The 17,627-nt window shown below is 59.1% G+C and carries 17 protein-coding genes; 3 read left to right on the forward strand and 14 right to left on the reverse strand.

Annotation, left to right across the window (positions count from 1 at the left end; genetic code table 11):
* Window positions 1-70 precede the first annotated feature (70 nt).
* Both ACILRN_RS00665 and ACILRN_RS00670 read right to left on the reverse strand, forming a co-directional pair.
* Entirely contained in the window at window positions 71-571 is a 501-nt protein-coding gene (locus tag ACILRN_RS00665) for a peroxiredoxin (protein ID WP_395684661.1), read from the reverse strand.
* Between the two features lie 37 nt (window positions 572-608).
* Window positions 609-1,367, reverse strand: a complete 759-nt coding sequence (locus ACILRN_RS00670; RefSeq protein ID WP_395684662.1) for a protein-disulfide reductase DsbD domain-containing protein — start codon at window positions 1,365-1,367, stop codon at window positions 609-611.
* A gap of 270 nt (window positions 1,368-1,637) precedes the next feature.
* Between ACILRN_RS00670 and ACILRN_RS00675 the strand changes: the two genes are divergently transcribed.
* Window positions 1,638-2,222 carry a YqgE/AlgH family protein gene (locus ACILRN_RS00675; RefSeq protein ID WP_395684663.1) on the forward strand — a complete coding sequence of 195 codons (585 nt, stop codon included), beginning with the start codon at window positions 1,638-1,640 and terminating at the stop codon, window positions 2,220-2,222.
* Here the strand turns inward: ACILRN_RS00675 and ACILRN_RS00680 are convergent.
* From ACILRN_RS00680 to coxB, 12 genes are all read right to left on the reverse strand, one after another.
* Window positions 2,208-5,396 (reverse strand): putative bifunctional diguanylate cyclase/phosphodiesterase, encoded by a 3,189-nt coding sequence (locus ACILRN_RS00680; RefSeq protein WP_395684664.1) that lies wholly within the window; start codon window positions 5,394-5,396, stop codon window positions 2,208-2,210. The genes ACILRN_RS00675 and ACILRN_RS00680 overlap by 15 nt on opposite strands.
* A gap of 100 nt (window positions 5,397-5,496) precedes the next feature.
* Window positions 5,497-6,072, reverse strand: a complete 576-nt coding sequence (locus tag ACILRN_RS00685) for a GNAT family N-acetyltransferase (RefSeq protein ID WP_395684665.1) — start codon at window positions 6,070-6,072, stop codon at window positions 5,497-5,499.
* A 7-nt stretch (window positions 6,073-6,079) separates the two neighbouring features.
* Window positions 6,080-7,339 carry a M16 family metallopeptidase gene (locus ACILRN_RS00690; protein WP_395684666.1) on the reverse strand — a complete coding sequence of 420 codons (1,260 nt, stop codon included), beginning with the start codon at window positions 7,337-7,339 and terminating at the stop codon, window positions 6,080-6,082.
* 14 nt (window positions 7,340-7,353) lie between these two features.
* Complete coding sequence (gene thrC, locus ACILRN_RS00695; protein WP_395684667.1) at window positions 7,354-8,745, reverse strand: threonine synthase; 1,392 nt, start codon at window positions 8,743-8,745, stop codon at window positions 7,354-7,356.
* A gap of 30 nt (window positions 8,746-8,775) precedes the next feature.
* Window positions 8,776-9,531 (reverse strand): SURF1 family protein, encoded by a 756-nt coding sequence (locus tag ACILRN_RS00700; RefSeq protein WP_395684668.1) that lies wholly within the window; start codon window positions 9,529-9,531, stop codon window positions 8,776-8,778.
* Complete coding sequence (locus ACILRN_RS00705) at window positions 9,528-9,902, reverse strand: DUF983 domain-containing protein (RefSeq protein WP_395684669.1); 375 nt, start codon at window positions 9,900-9,902, stop codon at window positions 9,528-9,530. Before ACILRN_RS00705 ends, ACILRN_RS00700 begins: the two co-directional genes overlap by 4 nt.
* 71 nt (window positions 9,903-9,973) lie before the next feature.
* Entirely contained in the window at window positions 9,974-10,825 is an 852-nt protein-coding gene (locus tag ACILRN_RS00710) for a cytochrome c oxidase subunit 3 (protein ID WP_395684670.1), read from the reverse strand.
* Between the two features lie 12 nt (window positions 10,826-10,837).
* Complete coding sequence (locus tag ACILRN_RS00715; protein WP_395684671.1) at window positions 10,838-11,428, reverse strand: cytochrome c oxidase assembly protein; 591 nt, start codon at window positions 11,426-11,428, stop codon at window positions 10,838-10,840.
* Window positions 11,425-11,574: a hypothetical protein gene (locus ACILRN_RS00720; RefSeq protein WP_395684672.1), complete on the reverse strand. Its 150-nt coding sequence runs from the start codon at window positions 11,572-11,574 to the stop codon at window positions 11,425-11,427. The genes ACILRN_RS00715 and ACILRN_RS00720 overlap by 4 nt, the downstream gene beginning before the upstream one ends.
* Before the next feature lie 8 nt (window positions 11,575-11,582).
* Window positions 11,583-12,539, reverse strand: a complete 957-nt coding sequence (locus ACILRN_RS00725; RefSeq protein ID WP_395684673.1) for a heme o synthase — start codon at window positions 12,537-12,539, stop codon at window positions 11,583-11,585.
* 10 nt (window positions 12,540-12,549) lie between these two features.
* Window positions 12,550-14,199, reverse strand: a complete 1,650-nt coding sequence (gene ctaD, locus ACILRN_RS00730; RefSeq protein ID WP_395684674.1) for a cytochrome c oxidase subunit I — start codon at window positions 14,197-14,199, stop codon at window positions 12,550-12,552.
* A 21-nt stretch (window positions 14,200-14,220) separates the two neighbouring features.
* On the reverse strand, window positions 14,221-15,126 hold the full coding sequence (gene coxB / locus ACILRN_RS00735; RefSeq protein ID WP_395684675.1) for a cytochrome c oxidase subunit II: 906 nt from the start codon (window positions 15,124-15,126) through the stop codon (window positions 14,221-14,223).
* 295 nt (window positions 15,127-15,421) lie between these two features.
* Here coxB and ACILRN_RS00740 point away from each other — a divergent pair, with 295 nt between their 5' ends.
* Entirely contained in the window at window positions 15,422-16,057 is a 636-nt protein-coding gene (locus ACILRN_RS00740) for an invasion associated locus B family protein (protein ID WP_395684676.1), read from the forward strand.
* Window positions 16,058-16,195: 138 nt separating this feature from the next.
* Window positions 16,196-17,623, forward strand: a complete 1,428-nt coding sequence (tldD, locus tag ACILRN_RS00745) for a metalloprotease TldD (RefSeq protein ID WP_395684677.1) — start codon at window positions 16,196-16,198, stop codon at window positions 17,621-17,623.
* Window positions 17,624-17,627 lie beyond the last annotated feature (4 nt).

Below are 17,627 nucleotides of genomic sequence, written 5' to 3' on the forward strand. Positions count from 1 at the left end.
TCCCCATTGCGGGGAGAGGAAATCAATGGGGTACACCAGGACTCATTCCGCTCTGACAAGGCGCACTCAGTCAGGCCCGTCCTTCGCTGGCCAGTTGCTTCAGCAGGGTCTCTGCACTGGAAAGATTGACGCCACGCTCTGTCTCGATATTGAGCACCCTTACGACGCCATCATCAACAATCATGGAATAGCGCTTGCAACGCAGGCCCATGCCAGCCGCCACAAGGTCAAGCTCCAGCCCGGCCGCCCTGGCAAACTCGGCGTTTCCATCCGCCAGCATGAGAATCTTGCCATCTGCCTCTGTGGCCTTCGACCATGCCTTCATGACATGGATGTCGTTCACCGCCGTGCAGGCAATGGTATCCACGCCATGAGACTTGATTGCATCATGCGCAGTGATGAAGCCCGGCAGATGATTCATGCTGCAGGTCGGGGTGAAAGCCCCGGGTAGTCCGATAAGAACCACCCGGCGTCCGCCAAAGATGACATCTGAGGACACCTTCTGCGGGCCATCGGCGGTCGTAACCGTGAACTCACAGGCAGGTAGCTTGTCACCAGGCTTGATCGTCATTGTTCATCTCCTTGCTGATTTCGATGATGGACTTGCCTCAGTTGAGTGACAAGACCTGTTCATAACCCTTTCCACCTATCGTGTAGGTAAGGGTGAGCCTCTGACCCTGAAGTTTTGCAGGATCACTGAGATTGTCGATCAATAGACGCGCTACACGACCGTCTTGTGAAAATTCCGGTGCGCGGAAATAGGCTGACGTCAGGGATTCAACGAAAACATCGCCAACTGGCTGAGAGAGGTGCAACTCAAGCCATAGCGCGCCCGACTCTTCAACAACTTTGCCCACTGAAATCGCCTCGCCCGGACGGGGACTTGTCTGCTGAGCGGCCTCAATTCGGGCTGAGCCAGCCGGATCTTGAGTCTGCGACGTCAGCCGAATGGATTCTTGAGCCTGTACCGGGATACAGATATCCTTGCAGACGCCGAAGAACAGATCGAGCGTGAGTGTCAATTCATCTGCCGCTGCTGCCTTGACAGTTACCGGAAACAACACCTGGCTCTTGTAGCCCACTGTTTCGCCTCCAGCATCGGAATAGCGCGCCGGTGTCGGGTAGCTTACCGAGACTTCAGCTGGAACCGAGGTGGTCCAGGTGAACTGGGGTGCCACACCAGAGTCCCCGGGCATGCGCCAATAGGTCTTCCAGCCGGGATCAAGCTCCACGAGGACACCAGCCTGCCAGACCCCACCAGCGAGGCCACCCCCCACCAGAGAGACCCTATAGGGCTTCGCATCACCTGCCGCAGCAACGGACATCAGCCAGAGGCCCGCGGCAGCAATGAGAAATCGATACGTCATGAAGCCTATATGGAAGAAAAGAGGCCTCGCGCCAACACCTGATCCGAAGCAAAGCCGGTTGTGACCACTTCGGGCCTCCACGGGCTGTCACGCCATAGGGTCAATGACGAGGGGACCAGCCAGCCGATCTCGGACAGGGGTGATCGCCAGGGGCCACATGCGCAGTTTCAATGGGGACGGAAGTTGGGGCAGCCAAGCCATTCGCCAAAGGGATTGTTTCCTCCAGGACGGGACTTGCTCTAATCTCGCACCTCAGACAGGAATACGGTCATGACCGGCACCCACTTCCTCAGCGGACAGCTTCTGATCGCCATGCCGGGCATGAGCGATCCACGCTTTGACAGAAGTGTGATCTACATGTGTGCCCATTCCGAGCAGGGCGCGATGGGCCTTATCGTCAACAAGACAGCCCCGCTCATGCGTTTCGGGGATCTATTGGCACAGCTGGACCTTCTCCCCCACACACCACCTGACCATGCGCCAGACATCCTGGCGATGCCAGTTCTGTATGGAGGACCGGTTGAACCGGAACGAGGCTTCGTACTGCATAGCAGCGATTATCTTTCAGAAGAGGCAAGCCTGCCTGTTTCAGACTCGATAGCGATCACGGCAACGGTTGACATCTTGCGAGACCTGGCCGTCGGTAAGGGCCCAACGCGCGCCCTGCTGGCACTCGGCTATTCCGGCTGGGCTCCCGGCCAGATCGAAGATGAAATTCAGCGCAACGGCTGGCTGACCTGCGAAGCAGACGATGAGATCATTTTCCGGCTCGATTTTGCGGCGCGCTATGTCGCCGCGCTTCGAAAGCTGAAAATTGATCCAGCCATGTTGTCGACTGAGTCAGGGCGCGCCTGACGTATCCCACTCGTGTTGCAGAAGCCTCACCTGGCGCTTTCGCTTGCGCTGCCGCCGCATCGGTGGCGGCGGGGATATGTCCTCTTCAGAAGACACATCGATCGGCTGTTCATGAAGAGCAGACACGATTTCAAGCGTTGGCACCAGCCTGGGCTTCTCTGATGATTGGGCAGGCCCCTGCTCCGGGTCAGTTATGCTTTCAGGTTCGCTGGAGGTTACCTTCACAAGACGAGGCTCAGGCGCTGGGTCCTTCTGAGCTCGCTCCCACAACCAGGTGATGGCGGTGCGGCCGGAGGACCGCGCGTAGGGTAACGCTCCAAATGCATCACTGATCTGCTTTGCAGACAATGGTTTCCCGATGAAAAAGCCTTGGCCAAAATCACAACCGAGCTGTCCCAGGCGGTCGACCTGTTCCTGACTTTCAATTCCCTCGGCGACAATGGTGAGACCCAGCGCATGAGCCATGTCGATGATGGACTGCAGAATGACGGATGCACGCTCATCCTCCGCGTCCGGCACGATAAAGCTGCGGTCAACCTTCAGTGTGTCGAACGCAAGTCTGCAGAGGCTGGCGAGCGAGGAATAGCCGGTGCCAAAGTCATCGCAGGACAAGCCAATGCCGCTCTCGCGGAAGCGCTCCAGAAGCTGGGACGCACGCTCCGGATACTGCATGACGAGCGACTCGGTGACTTCGATCTTCAAGCTTCCACGCACAAGACTTTCTCGATTGATGATCTGTCTGATGTCATCAAGAAGGCCAGGCTCAATGAGCTGTGAAGACGAAATATTGACTGCGACAAAGATTGTTTCGCTGCTGCGGTGAGCACGTTGCCAGATGCCAAGCTGGCGGCCGGCCTCATTCAGCACTACCCGGCCGATGTCACGGATCATGCCGGTCTCTTCAGCCAGGCCAAGGAAACTTTCAGGCGCCAGAAGGCCCAGGCTCGGATGACGCCAGCGAACCAGGGCTTCAAATCCTGCCAATTGCATGTCGGACAGGCGCGCAATTGGCTGGAAGTGAATCTCGATTTCGTTGCGCTCAATCGCACGGCGCAGCTCTGCCTCAAGCAGGACCAGTTCAGCCCGGTCATCAACCATCTGCGGATTGAACAACTCGATGGCCTGCGTTCCACGCCGCCGCGCCTCGTAGAGCGCGACGGACGCCTCCCGCAGCGATTGAGCTGCATCTCGTGTTTCGGGCCCTACCTGCGCTATCCCAATGGACGCCGTCAGGAAGAATTCCTGGTCATCAATGACAATCGGCAACCCCACGCTCTTGAGAAGCACTTCGGAATAGGCCTCGACATCCTGGCGGCCAGGAACCTGGTGGAACAGGATCGCAAACTGGTCACCTGGCATGCGTGCGACGGTATCTGCCTGATCGGTTTGGGCCTTGAGCCTGCGGCCGACGACCGAGAGCAGTGCGTCACCGGCATCATGACCCATGGCTTCATTGACCATCTTGAAACGATCAAGGTCGAGAAGCATGACGAACAGGCTGGAAGACCCCCCTTCTCCGGCCTCGATTGCCCGTTGCAGACGGTCGGTAAAAAGCGCCCGGTTGGGAAGCCCGGTGACCATGTCATAGACTGCGTCCTCGAGAAGCCTGTCCTCGATCAGTTTGGCACTGGTCACGTCGGCGAGCGTACCGATGCAGCGAGCGGCACGCCCGCCCTGCCCGGGGATTGCGCGAGCCCGGAGTTCAAACCAGCGATAGCTTCCGTCACCATGACGCAGACGGAACTTGCGTTCGATGGGAGCCCGTCCGAGGCTAGCCCCCTGTTCTACGGCTGCCATATAGGCAGAGCGGTCTGACGGGTGCATGATTTCGAGAAATGTTTCCCCGGCGATACCCTCCTGAAGATGCAAGGGCTGGGAGAGCGCACGACCGATCTCGGGGCTGACATAAAGTTCGCCCTCCTCGGGCTGCCAGTCCCAGACATAGGCCCGCGCACCGGCGAGAGCCAGCGTATGGCGACCGGTTTCACGGAAGAAGTGCCGAGACAGATAGCCCTGGCTGAAGGCGTGGTGGGCAAGCCCAAACCCCAGCACCACCAAGACCAAACACAGGCCGATTGTGACCACAGCACCAATGCTTGAAGCGGGATCGGACGACATTGCAGCAAGAGCTGCCATCAAGGTCCACAGCAAGATGGCGCCGGAACCAACGACGGCAGTATCCAGTTTGGCTTCACCCTTCAACCACACGAACAATGAAAGCCCGAAACCAAGCAGGGCAACCGCAGAGAATACCGCGCGAGCTGCGGCAGTCGCGAGGAATGGCTCGGCAAATCCATAGATGGGAATGGCAAAGGCCAGCCCTCCGGCCAGCAACAGCAGATTCCCTCCGAGCCGGGATACTCGATGGACGTCTGACAACATGGCGATCAGCAGGATCAGAAAGGCTGCCATCGTGCCTTCGATCAGAGATCTGAGGACCTGCGTGGTGAACACCGGCACGGACAGGAGTGAAACAACTGGCGACAGGTGCCCCGCCTCGAACAACAGAAAGCCGACGCAAGCAAAGGCAAATCCACCGGCGACAGGAAATAGCGCGCGGGCACGAAAGCCATGCAGCAGAAACATTGCCACTGCAATCAGCACGGAAATGCCCAGCAGAGCGCCACGCAGGAACGACAGATAGTCCTTGTGAGCCTCGTAGGCATCACGCTGCCAAAGCGTGACCGGCAGAGGTCCAGGCGTCACCTCGAAAGCGACCGATGCGGTTCCACCGGGCGGCATGGTAAGAACGAATGCATTCTCACCCGGAGTGGAGAGTGGCTCAATCTCGCCGTCACCAGCCAGCGTGACGCCATAGACCCGCTGTCCTGCCAGACGGAGGGGATAGAATCCGGAGGCGGTGATCCCCTGTTGCGGGATTGCCAGGATCACGCTGCGCGGCTCGGACGCACCATTGCTGAAGCCTGTTGCTACCCAATTATAGAGTGGGCCCGGGCCTTTCGCGGTGAGAGGCATCTGGGGGCGAACCCCCGCAGCGGCATCAGGACGTTCGATCGAGATGTCGCGCTTGTCTGTCTGAAGGCCCGCAAGAAAACTGCCGAGATCCAATTGGTCCACTGGCCCGGCAATATCCACCTGGTCAATTGCCCAGACCGGCCCGGCGAGGCAGCAGGACACCGCCAGCAGCACTACTGCCGCCCAAATCCGGCGCACTCGGCCACCGACAGGTCTTCCTCCATCCCTTCTCATGGACGTAAATAAGCGTGCTCTCGTCCTGATTGCAAGGAACATGCGCTTGGTCTGCCCTACGGCACTAGCCCGCCAGACGGGCGAACAGGAGATGGTCCTGCCAAGTTCCAGCAATCTTCAGGTAACCGCGGGCCAGCCCTTCGCGCTGGAAGCCGCAGTTGCCCAGCAGAGCAATGGAGGCTGTGTTGTGGGGCAGGCAAGCTGCCTCCACCCTGTGCAGACCAAGATGCCCGAAACTCAATTGCAGAAGCAGCCTCACAGCCGCAGTCATGTAACCTTGGCGAGCGAAAGGACAGCCGATCCAGTAGCCGAGGGTACCGGCCTGAGCAACCCCGCGGCGTACATTGGCAAGCGTCAAGGCACCAACAAGCACCTCGCTGTGTCGATCAAAAATGAAATAGGGGTAGGCAGCATCATCATCGATGTCCCGCCAGTACTGACGGATACGGCTGCGATAGGCCGTGCGCGTCAGGTCATTGACAGGCCAAACCGGCTCCCACGGCGCCAGGAAGTCACGGCTCTCTGCACGCAGCGCCGCCCACTGCTCGTAATCCCCCATATCCGGTGTTCGAATTAGGACACGATCATCACGCAGGCTGGGAGGGGGGTCGGACGCAAAGGGTGAACGCAAGAAGGCCATGACATGCTCACCTGAACGGCCGGGCGATGGCTTCATAGCCGGCCATGCCGCCGATATGGCCTACCGCACTGAAGGCCGGCTTGTGATGCCGGAACAAATGACCTGCAAGTCCACGGACCTGGACTGGCGTGACGGCCTCGATCCGCGCCATAAGGGACGCGATGTCCGGCACTTCACCAAAGGCAAGGAACTGCCGGGCAATCTGGTCCGCACGCGAAGATGCACTCTCCAGATTCATCACAAGGCTGGCCTTGAGCTGGGCCTTGGCACGGTTCACCTCAGCCTCAGAAACATGCTCGCCAACGGCCATCATGACCTCGGTGGTCAGGCTGATCAGTTCATTCGCATGTTCGGGCGAGGTAGCCGCATAGACACCGAGCTGCCCTGTATCCTCGAAGGCAGAACCAAACGAGAAGACGCTGTAACACAAGCCGCGCTTTTCCCGGACTTCCTGGAACAGACGGGACGACATGCCGCCCCCAAGAATGTTCGAAAGCACCTGCAGAACATAGATGTCAGGGTGGCGGTAGCCAGGCGCCTCGAAGTTCAGAACGATGTGAGCCTGGTCAAGCGGTTTCTCTGAAGTGCAGGCCGTTGGCAGGAAGACCGGCGTTGCACGCTGTGGCGAACTGCCTTCTGCGATCCCGCCCAGGAGGCGCTGCGCCTCCGCCACGAACGCATCATGCTCGACATGGCCAGCAGCCGCCACCACGATACGAGACCCCCAGTAATGCCGGTTGCGCCAGTCAAGAATCTGCTCTCGCGCAATTCCGCCAATCAGATCATGAGTTCCGAGGATCGAGCGACCAAGCGGATGGTCTCCGAAACTCGCAGACTGCGCCAGGTCGAAGACCAGATCGTCCGGCTGATCATGCGCGGCAGAAATTTCCTGCAAGATCACATCACGCTCACGTTCGAGTTCTTCTGGATCAAGAATAGGCGCCGTGAAAATGTCAGCAAGAATATCGAGCGCCATTGCCCAGTCATTTTTCAGCACGCGCGCATAGTAGGTCGTCGTCTCCATGCCCGTTGCCGCGTTGATCTCACCTCCGGCGGATTCGATTTCCTCGGCTATGGCACGAGCAGAACGCCTTGATGTCCCCTTGAAGGCCATATGCTCGAGAAAGTGGGCAATGCCGTTTTCACCGGCTTCCTCATCCCGCGCACCGGCCTTCACCCAGATCCCCAGCGCCGTTGTTTCCAGATGTGACATAGCGTGGGTTACCACATGAATGCCGTTCGGCAGGCGAGTGATCTCGACGCTCATGGAAACTCCCGCCCTCAGGTTTGATTGTGCGCAAGGATGAAGTCGCGCACGCTGACCACGTCATTTGGCAGAACCGTGAAGCGTTCTGGAGCCGTCATGAGACCACTCAACCGAGCAGGCAATGCGGGATGTAAGCCGCAAGCCGCCTTGACCGAGTCTGGAAATTTGGCAGGGTGCGCGGTTGCAAGGGTCACCATGGCAGTCTCAGGCGCCTCGAACTGGCGGGCGACGGAATATCCAACGGCAGTATGCGGATCGAGCAATTCGCCTGTTTCAGCCAGCGTGTTCCTTATTGTCTGGGCAGTCTCGCGCTCGCCTGCCGCACCAGACGCAAACTCGTGTCGAATCTGGTCAAGCTCCCTGGCGCCAATGGTGAATGATCCAGACTGGGCCAGGCTGGCCATGAGGTGTCGAACGGCATAGGGGTCGCGGCCATACACTTCAAACAACAGGCGTTCGAAATTGCTGGAAACCTGAATGTCCATTGAAGGGCTGCTCGAGGCCGTGACCCCGCGCATCTCATAGCGGCCGGTTTTCAGCGTCCGGTCTAGAATGTCATTGACGTTGGTTGCGATGATCAGCCTCCCGATGGGAAGACCAAGGCGCTTTGCAACCAGTCCTGCGAATATGTCACCAAAGTTTCCGGTGGGCACTGAAAAGCTCGCCGACCTGCCAGGCGCACCCAAAGACAGAGCGGACGTCACGTAATAGACGGTCTGCGCCATGATGCGCGCCCAGTTGATGGAATTAACCCCGGCAAGCCGAACCCTGTCGCGAAATGCAAGGTCGTTGAAGAGAGCTTTGACGATCGCCTGGCAGTCATCAAAATTGCCTTCAATGGCAATGTTGTGGATCGCGCCGGAATCGACGGTTGTCATCTGGCGGCGTTGTACCTCGCTCACCCGGCCATGCGGATGCATCATGAATACGCAGGCGTGACGGGAGTTGCGGAATGCCTCAATGGCTGCGCCCCCCGTATCACCGCTGGTCGCACCTACAATGGTAGCACGCGCGGATCGCTTCGCCAGCGCCCAGTCCATCAGGCGGGCGAGCAGTTGCATCGCCACGTCCTTGAAGGCCAGCGTGGGCCCGTGGAAGAGTTCGAGCAGCCACTGATTGTCGTCGAGCTGCTTCAGCGGCGCCACGGCAGGATGTCCGAAACTGGCATAGGCGCCGGTGATCATTTCCCGCAGATCCGGCTCGGGAATGGCATCACCGATGAACGGATGCATGACCCGAAAGGCAACCTCTTCATAGCTCCGGCCACGCAAATTCACGATGTCACGAGAGCCGAGTTCAGGCCATTGGCGAGGCACATACAGGCCGCCATCGCGGGCAAGCCCGGTGAGCAGAACCTCCTCAAAGCCCAGTTCCGGAGCCTCGCCCCGGGTCGAAACATAGCGCACGGCCGTGCCCTCTCCGCCTATGGGGCTCCTTTAGCCCCCGTGGTCAGCGCCATCAAGCTGCGGTTTCCGCCTGCGCCTCAGGTCACGAACATAAAAGCCGGAGACGAACACAAGCGTTGCCGCAAGGCCAAACCACGTTATGGCGTATCCCAAGTGGTTGTTGGCGAGCTTGGCTTTCGGCTGGTCGGGTCGGGGATAGTCGGCTGCGGTCTGTTGCGGCAAATCCTGCACCACTGCGGGAAATGGCTTCAGGCCAGGCGGAAACTGCCCGGCTTTGAGCATTGCCTGAACGTCCCACCAATGCCAGAGATTGCCCGCGGGGTCGTTATCCGGGTCGAAATAGCCCTTAACGCCATCATGAATTCTCAAAACGCCAGTGATCTCAACCACCCCGCCCGGTGTTGTAATGTCCGGCAGGCTGCCAGCCGGAACCCGGCCTCTGTCGACCAGCACCGCCCAGCCATCGTCGCTTACAACCGGCGTTATGATGGTCCAGCCTTGTCCACCCTCATAGGTCGCAATCATCTTCATCGCAGAGGGGTGGAGATAGCGACCGGAAAACCTGATCCTCAGAAACTCGGCGTCTTGACCCCGTGCCACGAGGGCTGCTGCGCTGGTCAGGTCCACCGGCGGATTTGCCGCCCTTTCCGACAGTTGTGCAATCAGCGCCTCCTTCCAGGCAAGACGCTTCACCTGCCATGCACCCAGCCCGAGCAAAATTGCTGTGCCCACGAAGGTGGCAATGATCACGGGCCAGATGCGTGGCGGTGGTCCGGGCGATGTCATGATTGGCGCTGGCCTTCACGCGCGTCGGTCTTCCATTGCTGATTGATGAGCACGCCCTTGACCGGGCGGAGCAGTAGCAAGGGCAGAAAGACAAGGGTGGGAACCGCAATCAGGCCATGCACCCAATAGGAAGGGGAATAGGCTGCCTCGACACCAAGGATTGAGCCGACGCCGGCAACGCAGACAAACAGCATGACGAACCATGATGCCCCATCACCACCATCGGCGAAATCATAGGACAAGCCGCAACTGCGGCAGCAATTTGCCATAGCCAGATAGCCCTGAAAGAGATCGCCTCGTCCGCAGCGCGGACATTTCCCGGCGATGCCCGTCCTGAGGGGCGAGATATCCGGGTAATACACGTCACTCATGGCACCCTCGCAGATAGAAAGGGCCGCGCCGGTCGACCGGTGCGGCCCCTGGACTGGCACTCATGTGCCGGTCAGTGCTGGGGGATGACCGCGCCGTGGGAGCCCCAGATATAGATCGCAGCAAACAGGAACAGCCACACAACGTCAACGAAGTGCCAGTACCACGCCGCCGCCTCGAAACCGAAGTGCTTCTGCGGCGTGAACTGTCCCTTTGTGGCGCGTATCAGGCACACGATCAGGAAGATCGTGCCGATGATCACGTGGAAACCATGGAAGCCAGTTGCCATGAAAAAGGTTGAGCCATAGATGTTGCCACCATGGTCGCGGCTGAAGGCAAATGCAGCGTGAGCATACTCGTAGGCCTGCACGGCTGTGAACAGCAACCCGAGCAGAACGGTGGCAAGCAGACCGTTCTTCAGGCCCTGGCGATCATTGTTCAGAAGGGCATGGTGAGCCCAAGTTACCGTGGTTCCAGAGGTTAGTAGGATCAGGGTATTGATGAGCGGCAGGTGCCAGGGATCGAAAACGATCACGTCCTTTGGTGGCCATACGCCGCCGGTTGCTGCCACGCGCGAGGCCTGTATGGCTTCTCCGGTGAACAAACTGGCATCGAAGAAGGCCCAGAACCATGCAACGAAGAACATCACCTCCGAAGCAATGAACATCAGCATGCCGTAGCGCAGATGGAGCGCCACGACCTCTGTGTGATCGCCCTTCTGACCCTCGCGAATGACGTCGCGCCACCACATGAACATCGTGTAGAGCACGCCAACCAGCCCGATGATCATGACCGCGGGATTGCTGCCATGCATCCACATGACCGCACCCACCGCCAGCACAAAGGCTGCCACTGATCCAACGAAGGGCCACGGGCTGGGATCTACAAGATGGTAGTCATGGTTCTTAGCGTGGGCGTCAGCCATTTCCCCTACTCCTCAGTTCGTGATGCTGTCGGGAGCCACCTTTGGCGCCTCGGAAACAGCCTTGGGCTTGTCCACCGGATAGAAGGTGTAGGACAAGGTGATTTCACTAATGCCTGCCGCATCCGCGTCATCCAGCATGGCTGGATCAACGAAGAACGACACTGGCATATCAATTGTTTGGCCAGGCTCGAGCAGTTGCTCCGTAAAACAGAAGCACTGGATCTTGTTGAAATAGGCTCCAGCCTGAACGGGCGTCACATTGAAAACTGCTGTGCCACTGAGCGGACGGTCAGAGCGGTTGGTCGCCCGGTAGAAGCCCAGCATCTGCTCGCCAAGTTTGACGGTCATCGCCTCCTCGACGGGGTGGAACGACCAATCAAGCCCACTCGACGTATTGGCGTCGAAACGCACACGCACGGTTTGGTCGAGGGCTACCCCCGGCGCAGCCTCGGACCGCTGCGTCGTGCCCCCGAATCCGGTCACCTGGCAAAACAGACGATAAAGCGGCACGGAGGCATAGGTGAGGCCGACCATGCCAACAACAACGCTGGCTGCCAACATGGCAACGCGCAGATTGCCTCGAGTGGTTGATGCCCCACTCATAGCGTGCGCTCTGCAACTGCGCTGCCGAGGCGCACCAGAGTGGTCACAAAAAACAACGCAACCATTCCGGCAAGGATCAAGGCCATTGCAATGGCACGCCTGCGTCGCCGCGCCATGTCTTCCGGTCCAAACGGGGCTTGGGTCATGATGTCGTTCATCCAACTACCGGTGCGAAAGCCGAAAGACCAAGCACGTGCTCAGCGAGGATCAGCGCAAATACGATGAACAGCCATGATGTGGAGTAGCCAAAGAGAGCCTTGCATGCTGCCTCTGCTGCCTGACCCTCGCGCAAACGGTAGACCCGCCAGGCATACCAGACAAACAGGACGCCAAGTACTGCATTGACAATGACATAGAGCAACCCGACCGTTCCAGTAAGCGCGGGAAGGAATGTCACCGGAACCAGAACCAGGGAATAAATCAGGATCTGGCGTCGCGTTTCGTCTGCACCAGCCACGACCGGCAACATCGGCACGCCAGCTTCTGCATAGTCAGCGTTGATCTTCTTCCACAAGGCCAGGGCCCAGAAATGAGGTGGCGTCCAGACAAATATGACGAGGAACAGCGCAATCGCTCCCAAATCCACCGATCCGGTGACAGAAGCCCAGCCGACCATGGGTGGAAACGCGCCAGCCGCACCACCAATCACAATGTTCTGCGGGGTCAGCCGTTTCAGCCACATCGTGTAGATCGCGATGTAGAAGAAAATGGTGAAGGCCAGCAACGCTGCCGCAACCACATTCACGAGCAGCCCCAGAGCAAGCACGGACCCCACTGCGAGGGTCATGCCGAACCCGAGCGCCTCACCTGGCGTGACGGAGCCGGCCGGGACAGGACGTTTCGACGTCCGGCGCATCACCGCATCGATGTCGGCATCATACCACATGTTCAGCGCACCGGCCGCGCCTGCGCCAACCGCGATCGCCAGCAAGGCCACGAAAGCCAGCCAAGGATGAATCGAGCCTGGTGCAGCGATGAGTCCGACGAGCGCAGTGAAGATCACCAGCGACATAACGCGCGGCTTCAGCAGCGCAAAAAAATCCCCTACCGTACCCATGCCACCCTGCTGGGCGGCCTGGGTATTCACGATATGGGCGTTGACGTCGCTCATGGCCAGCCGATCAGCGGATCACCGGCAAAGTGCTGAACTGGTGGAACGGAGGCGGAGACGACAGGGTCCACTCCAACGTCGTCGCTCCTGCACCCCAAGGATTGTCGGCGGCTTGCTGCTTGCGGGAGAAGGCATGGACCACTCCGTAGAGGAAGATGATCATGCCAACGAGAGACACGTAGGATCCAATCGAGGAGATGTAGTTCCAGCCGGCAAACACCTCCGGATAATCGATGTAGCGCCGCGGCATGCCGGCCAGGCCCAGGAAGTGCTGTGGGAAGAACACCATGTTCACACCCAGGAACGTGACCCAGAAATGCAATTTGGCGATCCCCTCGGAGTAGGTATAGCCGAACATCTTCGGGAACCAGTAATACCAGCCAGCGAAAATCGCGAACACCGCACCAAGCGACAAGACATAGTGGAAGTGTGCCACGACATAGTAGGTATCGTGAAGGGAACGATCAACGCCTGCATTGGCAAGCACGACGCCGGTGACGCCACCGACGGTGAACAGAAAGATGAAGCCGAGGGCCCAGATCATGGGAGCCCGGAAATCAATCGAGCCGCCCCACATCGTCGCAATCCAGGAAAAGATCTTCACACCCGTAGGAACTGCGATGATCATGGTCGCCGCAACGAAATAGGCCTGCGTGTCAGCGTCAAGCCCCACCGTGTACATATGGTGAGCCCAGACGATGAAGCCGACCACGCCGATCGCCACCATAGCGTAGGCCATTCCGAGATAACCGAAGACTGGCTTCTTGGAGAAAGTCGCCACGATCTGCGAGATGATGCCGAAACCGGGAAGGATCAGGATGTAGACTTCCGGATGGCCGAAGAACCAGAAAAGATGCTGGAACAGCACCGGGTCGCCGCCCGCTGACGGGACGAAGAATGCAGTTCCGAAGTTACGGTCCGTCAGAAGCATGGTGATGGCGCCCGCAAGAACGGGGAGCGACAACAGAAGCAAGAATACCGTGACGAGAACCGACCACACGAACAGGGGCATCTTGTGGAGCGTCATGCCCGGCGCACGCATGTTGAAGATGGTCGTGATGAAGTTGATCGCGCCAAGTATGGAAGACGCACCGGCGATGTGAAGGGAAAGAATGGCGAAATCCATCGCCGGACCAGGCTGACCGGTTGTCGACAGGGGCGGATAAATCGTCCAGCCACCACCCACGCCGTAGGCCCCGGCTGGACCTTCCACAAACATCGAGATCAACAGCAGGGCAAGCGCCGGAGGCAGCAACCAGAAGGAAATGTTGTTCATGCGCGGGAAGGCCATGTCAGGCGCTCCGATCATGAGTGGCACGAACCAGTTGCCAAAGCCGCCGATCATTGCAGGCATGACCATGAAAAAGATCATCAGCAGACCGTGGCCGGTAACAAACACGTTGTACATGTGCTTGCCCGCGTCGACAGCGGCGTCAGCGGGAGTGCCATAAACCATGGATGCAAGGCCGGCAAAGTACTGGATGCCCGGCTCCTGCAACTCCATGCGCATGACGATGGACAGAATACCGCCGATCACGCCCGAGAAGATCGCAAACCACAGGTACATCGTGCCGATGTCCTTGTGGTTGGTGGAGTAGACGTAGCGCCTCCAGCCTGTGGGATGGCCGTGATCATCATGCGCCGTTGTTGCGTGTGCCATTGCTGTATGCCCCGTTCCCAATTACTGCTGCGCCAGCTGGCCGTCTGCGGCTTCAGCGTTGGCCAGAACTCTGTAGGCCTCTTCCAGACCAGCCGTCTGAGCGGTCTTGGCCCAGGCGTCGAACTTGTCCTGCGATACGACATGCACTTCGATCGGCATGAAGGCGTGGTCCTTGCCGCACAGCTCAGAACACTGGCCGTAGAATACGCCTTCCCTGTCTGCCTTGAACCAATCTTCATTCAGCCGGCCCGGAATGGCGTCGATCTTCATGCCGAATTGAGGAATGGTCCAGGCGTGAATGATACCGTCAGGATCAGAGGTGACGATCAGCTTGACCACCTTGCCCACTGGCACAACAACCGGGTTGTCGGTCTTGAGGAGATAGGGAACATCGGCTTGCCGCGCCGTCTCGATATCCCTTGCCCGATCGTCGAGTGATGCAGTGAAGGAGACCTTGGCCGAGCCGTCATCGCTCAACCCAAGATCTGGATATTCATAGGTCCAGTTCCATCCAGGGTTGCCGATCGCCTTGATTGTCATATCGGCGACCGGAATATCGCGCTGGAGGTACAAGAGGCGGAAGGACGGAATGGCGATCACCACCAGAATGATGATAGGAACGACAGTCCAGAGGATTTCGACGAATGTGTTGTGGGTAGTGCGGGAAGGAACCGGGTTTGCCTTCGCATTGAACTTCACCACAACCACAACGATTAACGCGAGGACAAACAGGGCGATGGCCGTGATGATCGGCAGCAGAAGCCCGTTGTGGAACCAATGGATGACTTCCATGGACGGCGAGGCGGCGGGCTGGAGCCCCATCTGCCACGGCTTAGCGTAGCCCTCGATGGCATGGGCCGCAGGAACGGCCCCGAAGCCCGCTGCAAGACCAAGGCACGCTGTCAGCATGGTCCGGAATGTCATCATCACTTTCTCCTTCAAACCCTTGCGCTGAAACACAAAGTGGCAAACGCCTCTCCTCACGATAGAGACCTTCCCAAATGTTGTGTGAACCACATTCGGCGGTCCACCGCAACGTGGGCAGGCGCGGCAAAACGTCGTGCTCTGAGGCCGGCACGGACCAGTCGGATTTCAGCCTGATTTGACCAACAAACAGCAGATATCCCGTTGGCCGAATGCGCCAACTGGGTTGTCTAACGGAAAGGCCGGCGCTAAACCGGCCGAATCGGGAACCAAAAGGTCGAAATCAGTGCGAATCAACATGAAACCGATCCAAAGCGTCGCCTTGGCAATTTGGGTTCTTGCCGTCGGCCTAAGCGGAATGGCTGCCGCACAGGAGGCAACCCAGCCGGAGCCAACTCAAAACCAGTTTGGACCGCGCGCCAAGAAGCAGCAGGGCCAGCCAGCGGCACCGGCCGCTCAGCCCGGCCAGCCGCCGGCCCCGAAGGTTGATGTCATCGCCGAAAATGGAAAGTGGAAAGTACAGTGCGAGACAATTGTTGGTCCCGAGGGCCAGCAGCCCACGCGCCAGTGCGGCATGGTCCAGTCAACTCAAAATGAGAAGAACCCGAAGGCCACCCTCACTCTGGTCTTGGTGAAGGCCACGGCTGGCGACAAGACCACCATCAACATGCGGGTCATTGCGCCCATCGGCGTCTTCCTACCAACTGGCGTGGCACTTGAGATTGATGGCAATGCCGTCGGTCGCGTGCCGTTTACCCGGTGCATGCCTCAGGTCTGCATGGCGTTTGCGGAAGCCTCACCGGAAACCCTGACCAAGATGAAGAAGGGCAACGAGGCCAATTTCATCATCTATGAGGCACCCGGCATCGGACTGCCCATGAAGCTCTCGCTTGACGGCTTCTCCGCCTCACTGTCTGCCCTTGAGCAGAACTGACCGCGCGTCGCGCCCGCCACTGCCTCCACTCGGATAAAGGCAGGGCGGGACGTCCTTATTATTCGATGGCGCTGGCGGATGCCCGTGGGGTGACCTATCTTAGCTCTGATCCGTATCAGAGCCGAAAGGTCGTGTGCCGTGCCCCCTTCAACCCCTACGTCGCCCCTCGAGTCGGCAGAGTTCTCCCGTAACCAGGCAGAGGCCATCGTCGCTGACACGCTCAAGGCGGCCGATGATGGTGAGTTGTATGTCGAGAAACGCCAGACCGAGTCGCTGGTCTGGGACGATGGCAAGCTGAAATCGGCCAGCTTTGACGAGACCCAAGGATTCGGCCTGCGCGCCGTGCGCGGTGAAACAGCTGCCTATGCCCACGCCAGCGACCTGTCACTTGCCGCATTGAGGCGTGCGGCCGAGGTCTGCCGCACTGTCGCCAAGGGTGACCAGCCCGTCCACGCCGTTTCGCCGGAACGTACCAACCGACGGCTCTATTCCGAGATCAACCCTTCCAATTCAATTGGCTTCTCGGACAAGATCTCGCTGCTTCGGAAGATCGATGCATTCGCCCGTGGACTCGATCCACGGGTTCGTCAGGTCTCCGTGTCCATGGCAGCGGACTGGCAGTCGATCGAAATTCTGAGAGCAGACGGCGAAACTTACAGTGACGTGCGTCCTCTGGTGCGGTTCAACATCTCAATCGTTTCCGCCGATGGCAGAGAACAGGGCCAGGGAAGCCATGGCTTGGGAGGCCGGGGCGAGCCCTCAACCTACTTTACCGACGAAATGTGGACGGAGGCGGCCCGCGAGGCGCTGCGCCAGAGTCTCGTCGCTCTTGAGGCAAGGCCGGCTCCGGCAGGTGAAATGGATGTGTTGCTTGGACCCGGGTGGCCGGGAATTCTCCTGCATGAGGCGGTCGGCCACGGTCTTGAGGGCGATTTCCACCGCAAGAAGACAAGTGTGTTCACAGGGATGATGGGCAGCCGTGTGGCTGCACCGGGGGTTACCATCGTCGATGACGGTACACTGCCAGATCGGCGCGGCTCGATCACCATCGACGATGAAGGGACACCATCTCGGTATACCACGCTGATCGAGGATGGCGTGCTCGTCGGTCTGATGCAGGATCGCATGAACGCCCGGTTGATGGGAACCTCTCCGACTGGAAACGGCCGCCGTCAGTCCTATGCGCACGCACCCATGCCGCGCATGACCAACACCTACATGCTGTCGGGCGACAAGCACCCCGAGGAGATTCAGCGTTCGATCAGGCGTGGCCTGTTCGCCAAATCCTTTGGCGGGGGCCAGGTCGACATCACCTCTGGAAAATTCGTGTTCTCCTGTACAGAAGCCTACCTGATCGAAGACGGCAGAATCACGATGCCCGTAAAAGGTGCAACGCTGATTGGCGCCGGCGCCGACGCCCTGACGCGAATTTCGATGGTCGGGAACGACATGGGTCTCGACCCAGGAATCGGCACCTGCGGCAAGGACGGTCAAGGAGTACCGGTTGGCGTTGGACAGCCCTCTCTCCGAATCGACAGGCTGACCGTCGGCGGCACAGCCTCCTAGGAGA

Source organism: Aestuariivirga sp. (assembly GCF_044238155.1).
In the GTDB taxonomy this organism is placed as follows: Bacteria; Pseudomonadota; Alphaproteobacteria; order Rhizobiales; family Aestuariivirgaceae; genus Aestuariivirga.

Excerpts from the sequence above, each read along its gene's own strand:
- ACILRN_RS00665 (WP_395684661.1), bottom strand. The coding sequence starts at position 571 with ATGACGATCAAGCCTGGTGACAAGCTACCTGCCTGTGAGTTCACGGTT.
- ACILRN_RS00670 (WP_395684662.1), bottom strand. The coding sequence starts at position 1,367 with ATGACGTATCGATTTCTCATTGCTGCCGCGGGCCTCTGGCTGATGTCC.
- ACILRN_RS00675 (WP_395684663.1), top strand. The coding sequence starts at position 1,638 with ATGACCGGCACCCACTTCCTCAGCGGACAGCTTCTGATCGCCATGCCG.
- ACILRN_RS00685 (WP_395684665.1), bottom strand. The coding sequence starts at position 6,072 with ATGGCCTTCTTGCGTTCACCCTTTGCGTCCGACCCCCCTCCCAGCCTG.
- ACILRN_RS00690 (WP_395684666.1), bottom strand. The coding sequence starts at position 7,339 with ATGAGCGTCGAGATCACTCGCCTGCCGAACGGCATTCATGTGGTAACC.
- ACILRN_RS00700 (WP_395684668.1), bottom strand. The coding sequence starts at position 9,531 with ATGACATCGCCCGGACCACCGCCACGCATCTGGCCCGTGATCATTGCC.
- ACILRN_RS00705 (WP_395684669.1), bottom strand. The coding sequence starts at position 9,902 with ATGAGTGACGTGTATTACCCGGATATCTCGCCCCTCAGGACGGGCATC.
- ACILRN_RS00710 (WP_395684670.1), bottom strand. The coding sequence starts at position 10,825 with ATGGCTGACGCCCACGCTAAGAACCATGACTACCATCTTGTAGATCCC.
- ACILRN_RS00715 (WP_395684671.1), bottom strand. The coding sequence starts at position 11,428 with ATGAGTGGGGCATCAACCACTCGAGGCAATCTGCGCGTTGCCATGTTG.
- ACILRN_RS00720 (WP_395684672.1), bottom strand. The coding sequence starts at position 11,574 with ATGACCCAAGCCCCGTTTGGACCGGAAGACATGGCGCGGCGACGCAGG.
- ACILRN_RS00725 (WP_395684673.1), bottom strand. The coding sequence starts at position 12,539 with ATGAGCGACGTCAACGCCCATATCGTGAATACCCAGGCCGCCCAGCAG.
- ctaD (WP_395684674.1), bottom strand. The coding sequence starts at position 14,199 with ATGGCACACGCAACAACGGCGCATGATGATCACGGCCATCCCACAGGC.
- coxB (WP_395684675.1), bottom strand. The coding sequence starts at position 15,126 with ATGATGACATTCCGGACCATGCTGACAGCGTGCCTTGGTCTTGCAGCG.
- ACILRN_RS00740 (WP_395684676.1), top strand. The coding sequence starts at position 15,422 with ATGAAACCGATCCAAAGCGTCGCCTTGGCAATTTGGGTTCTTGCCGTC.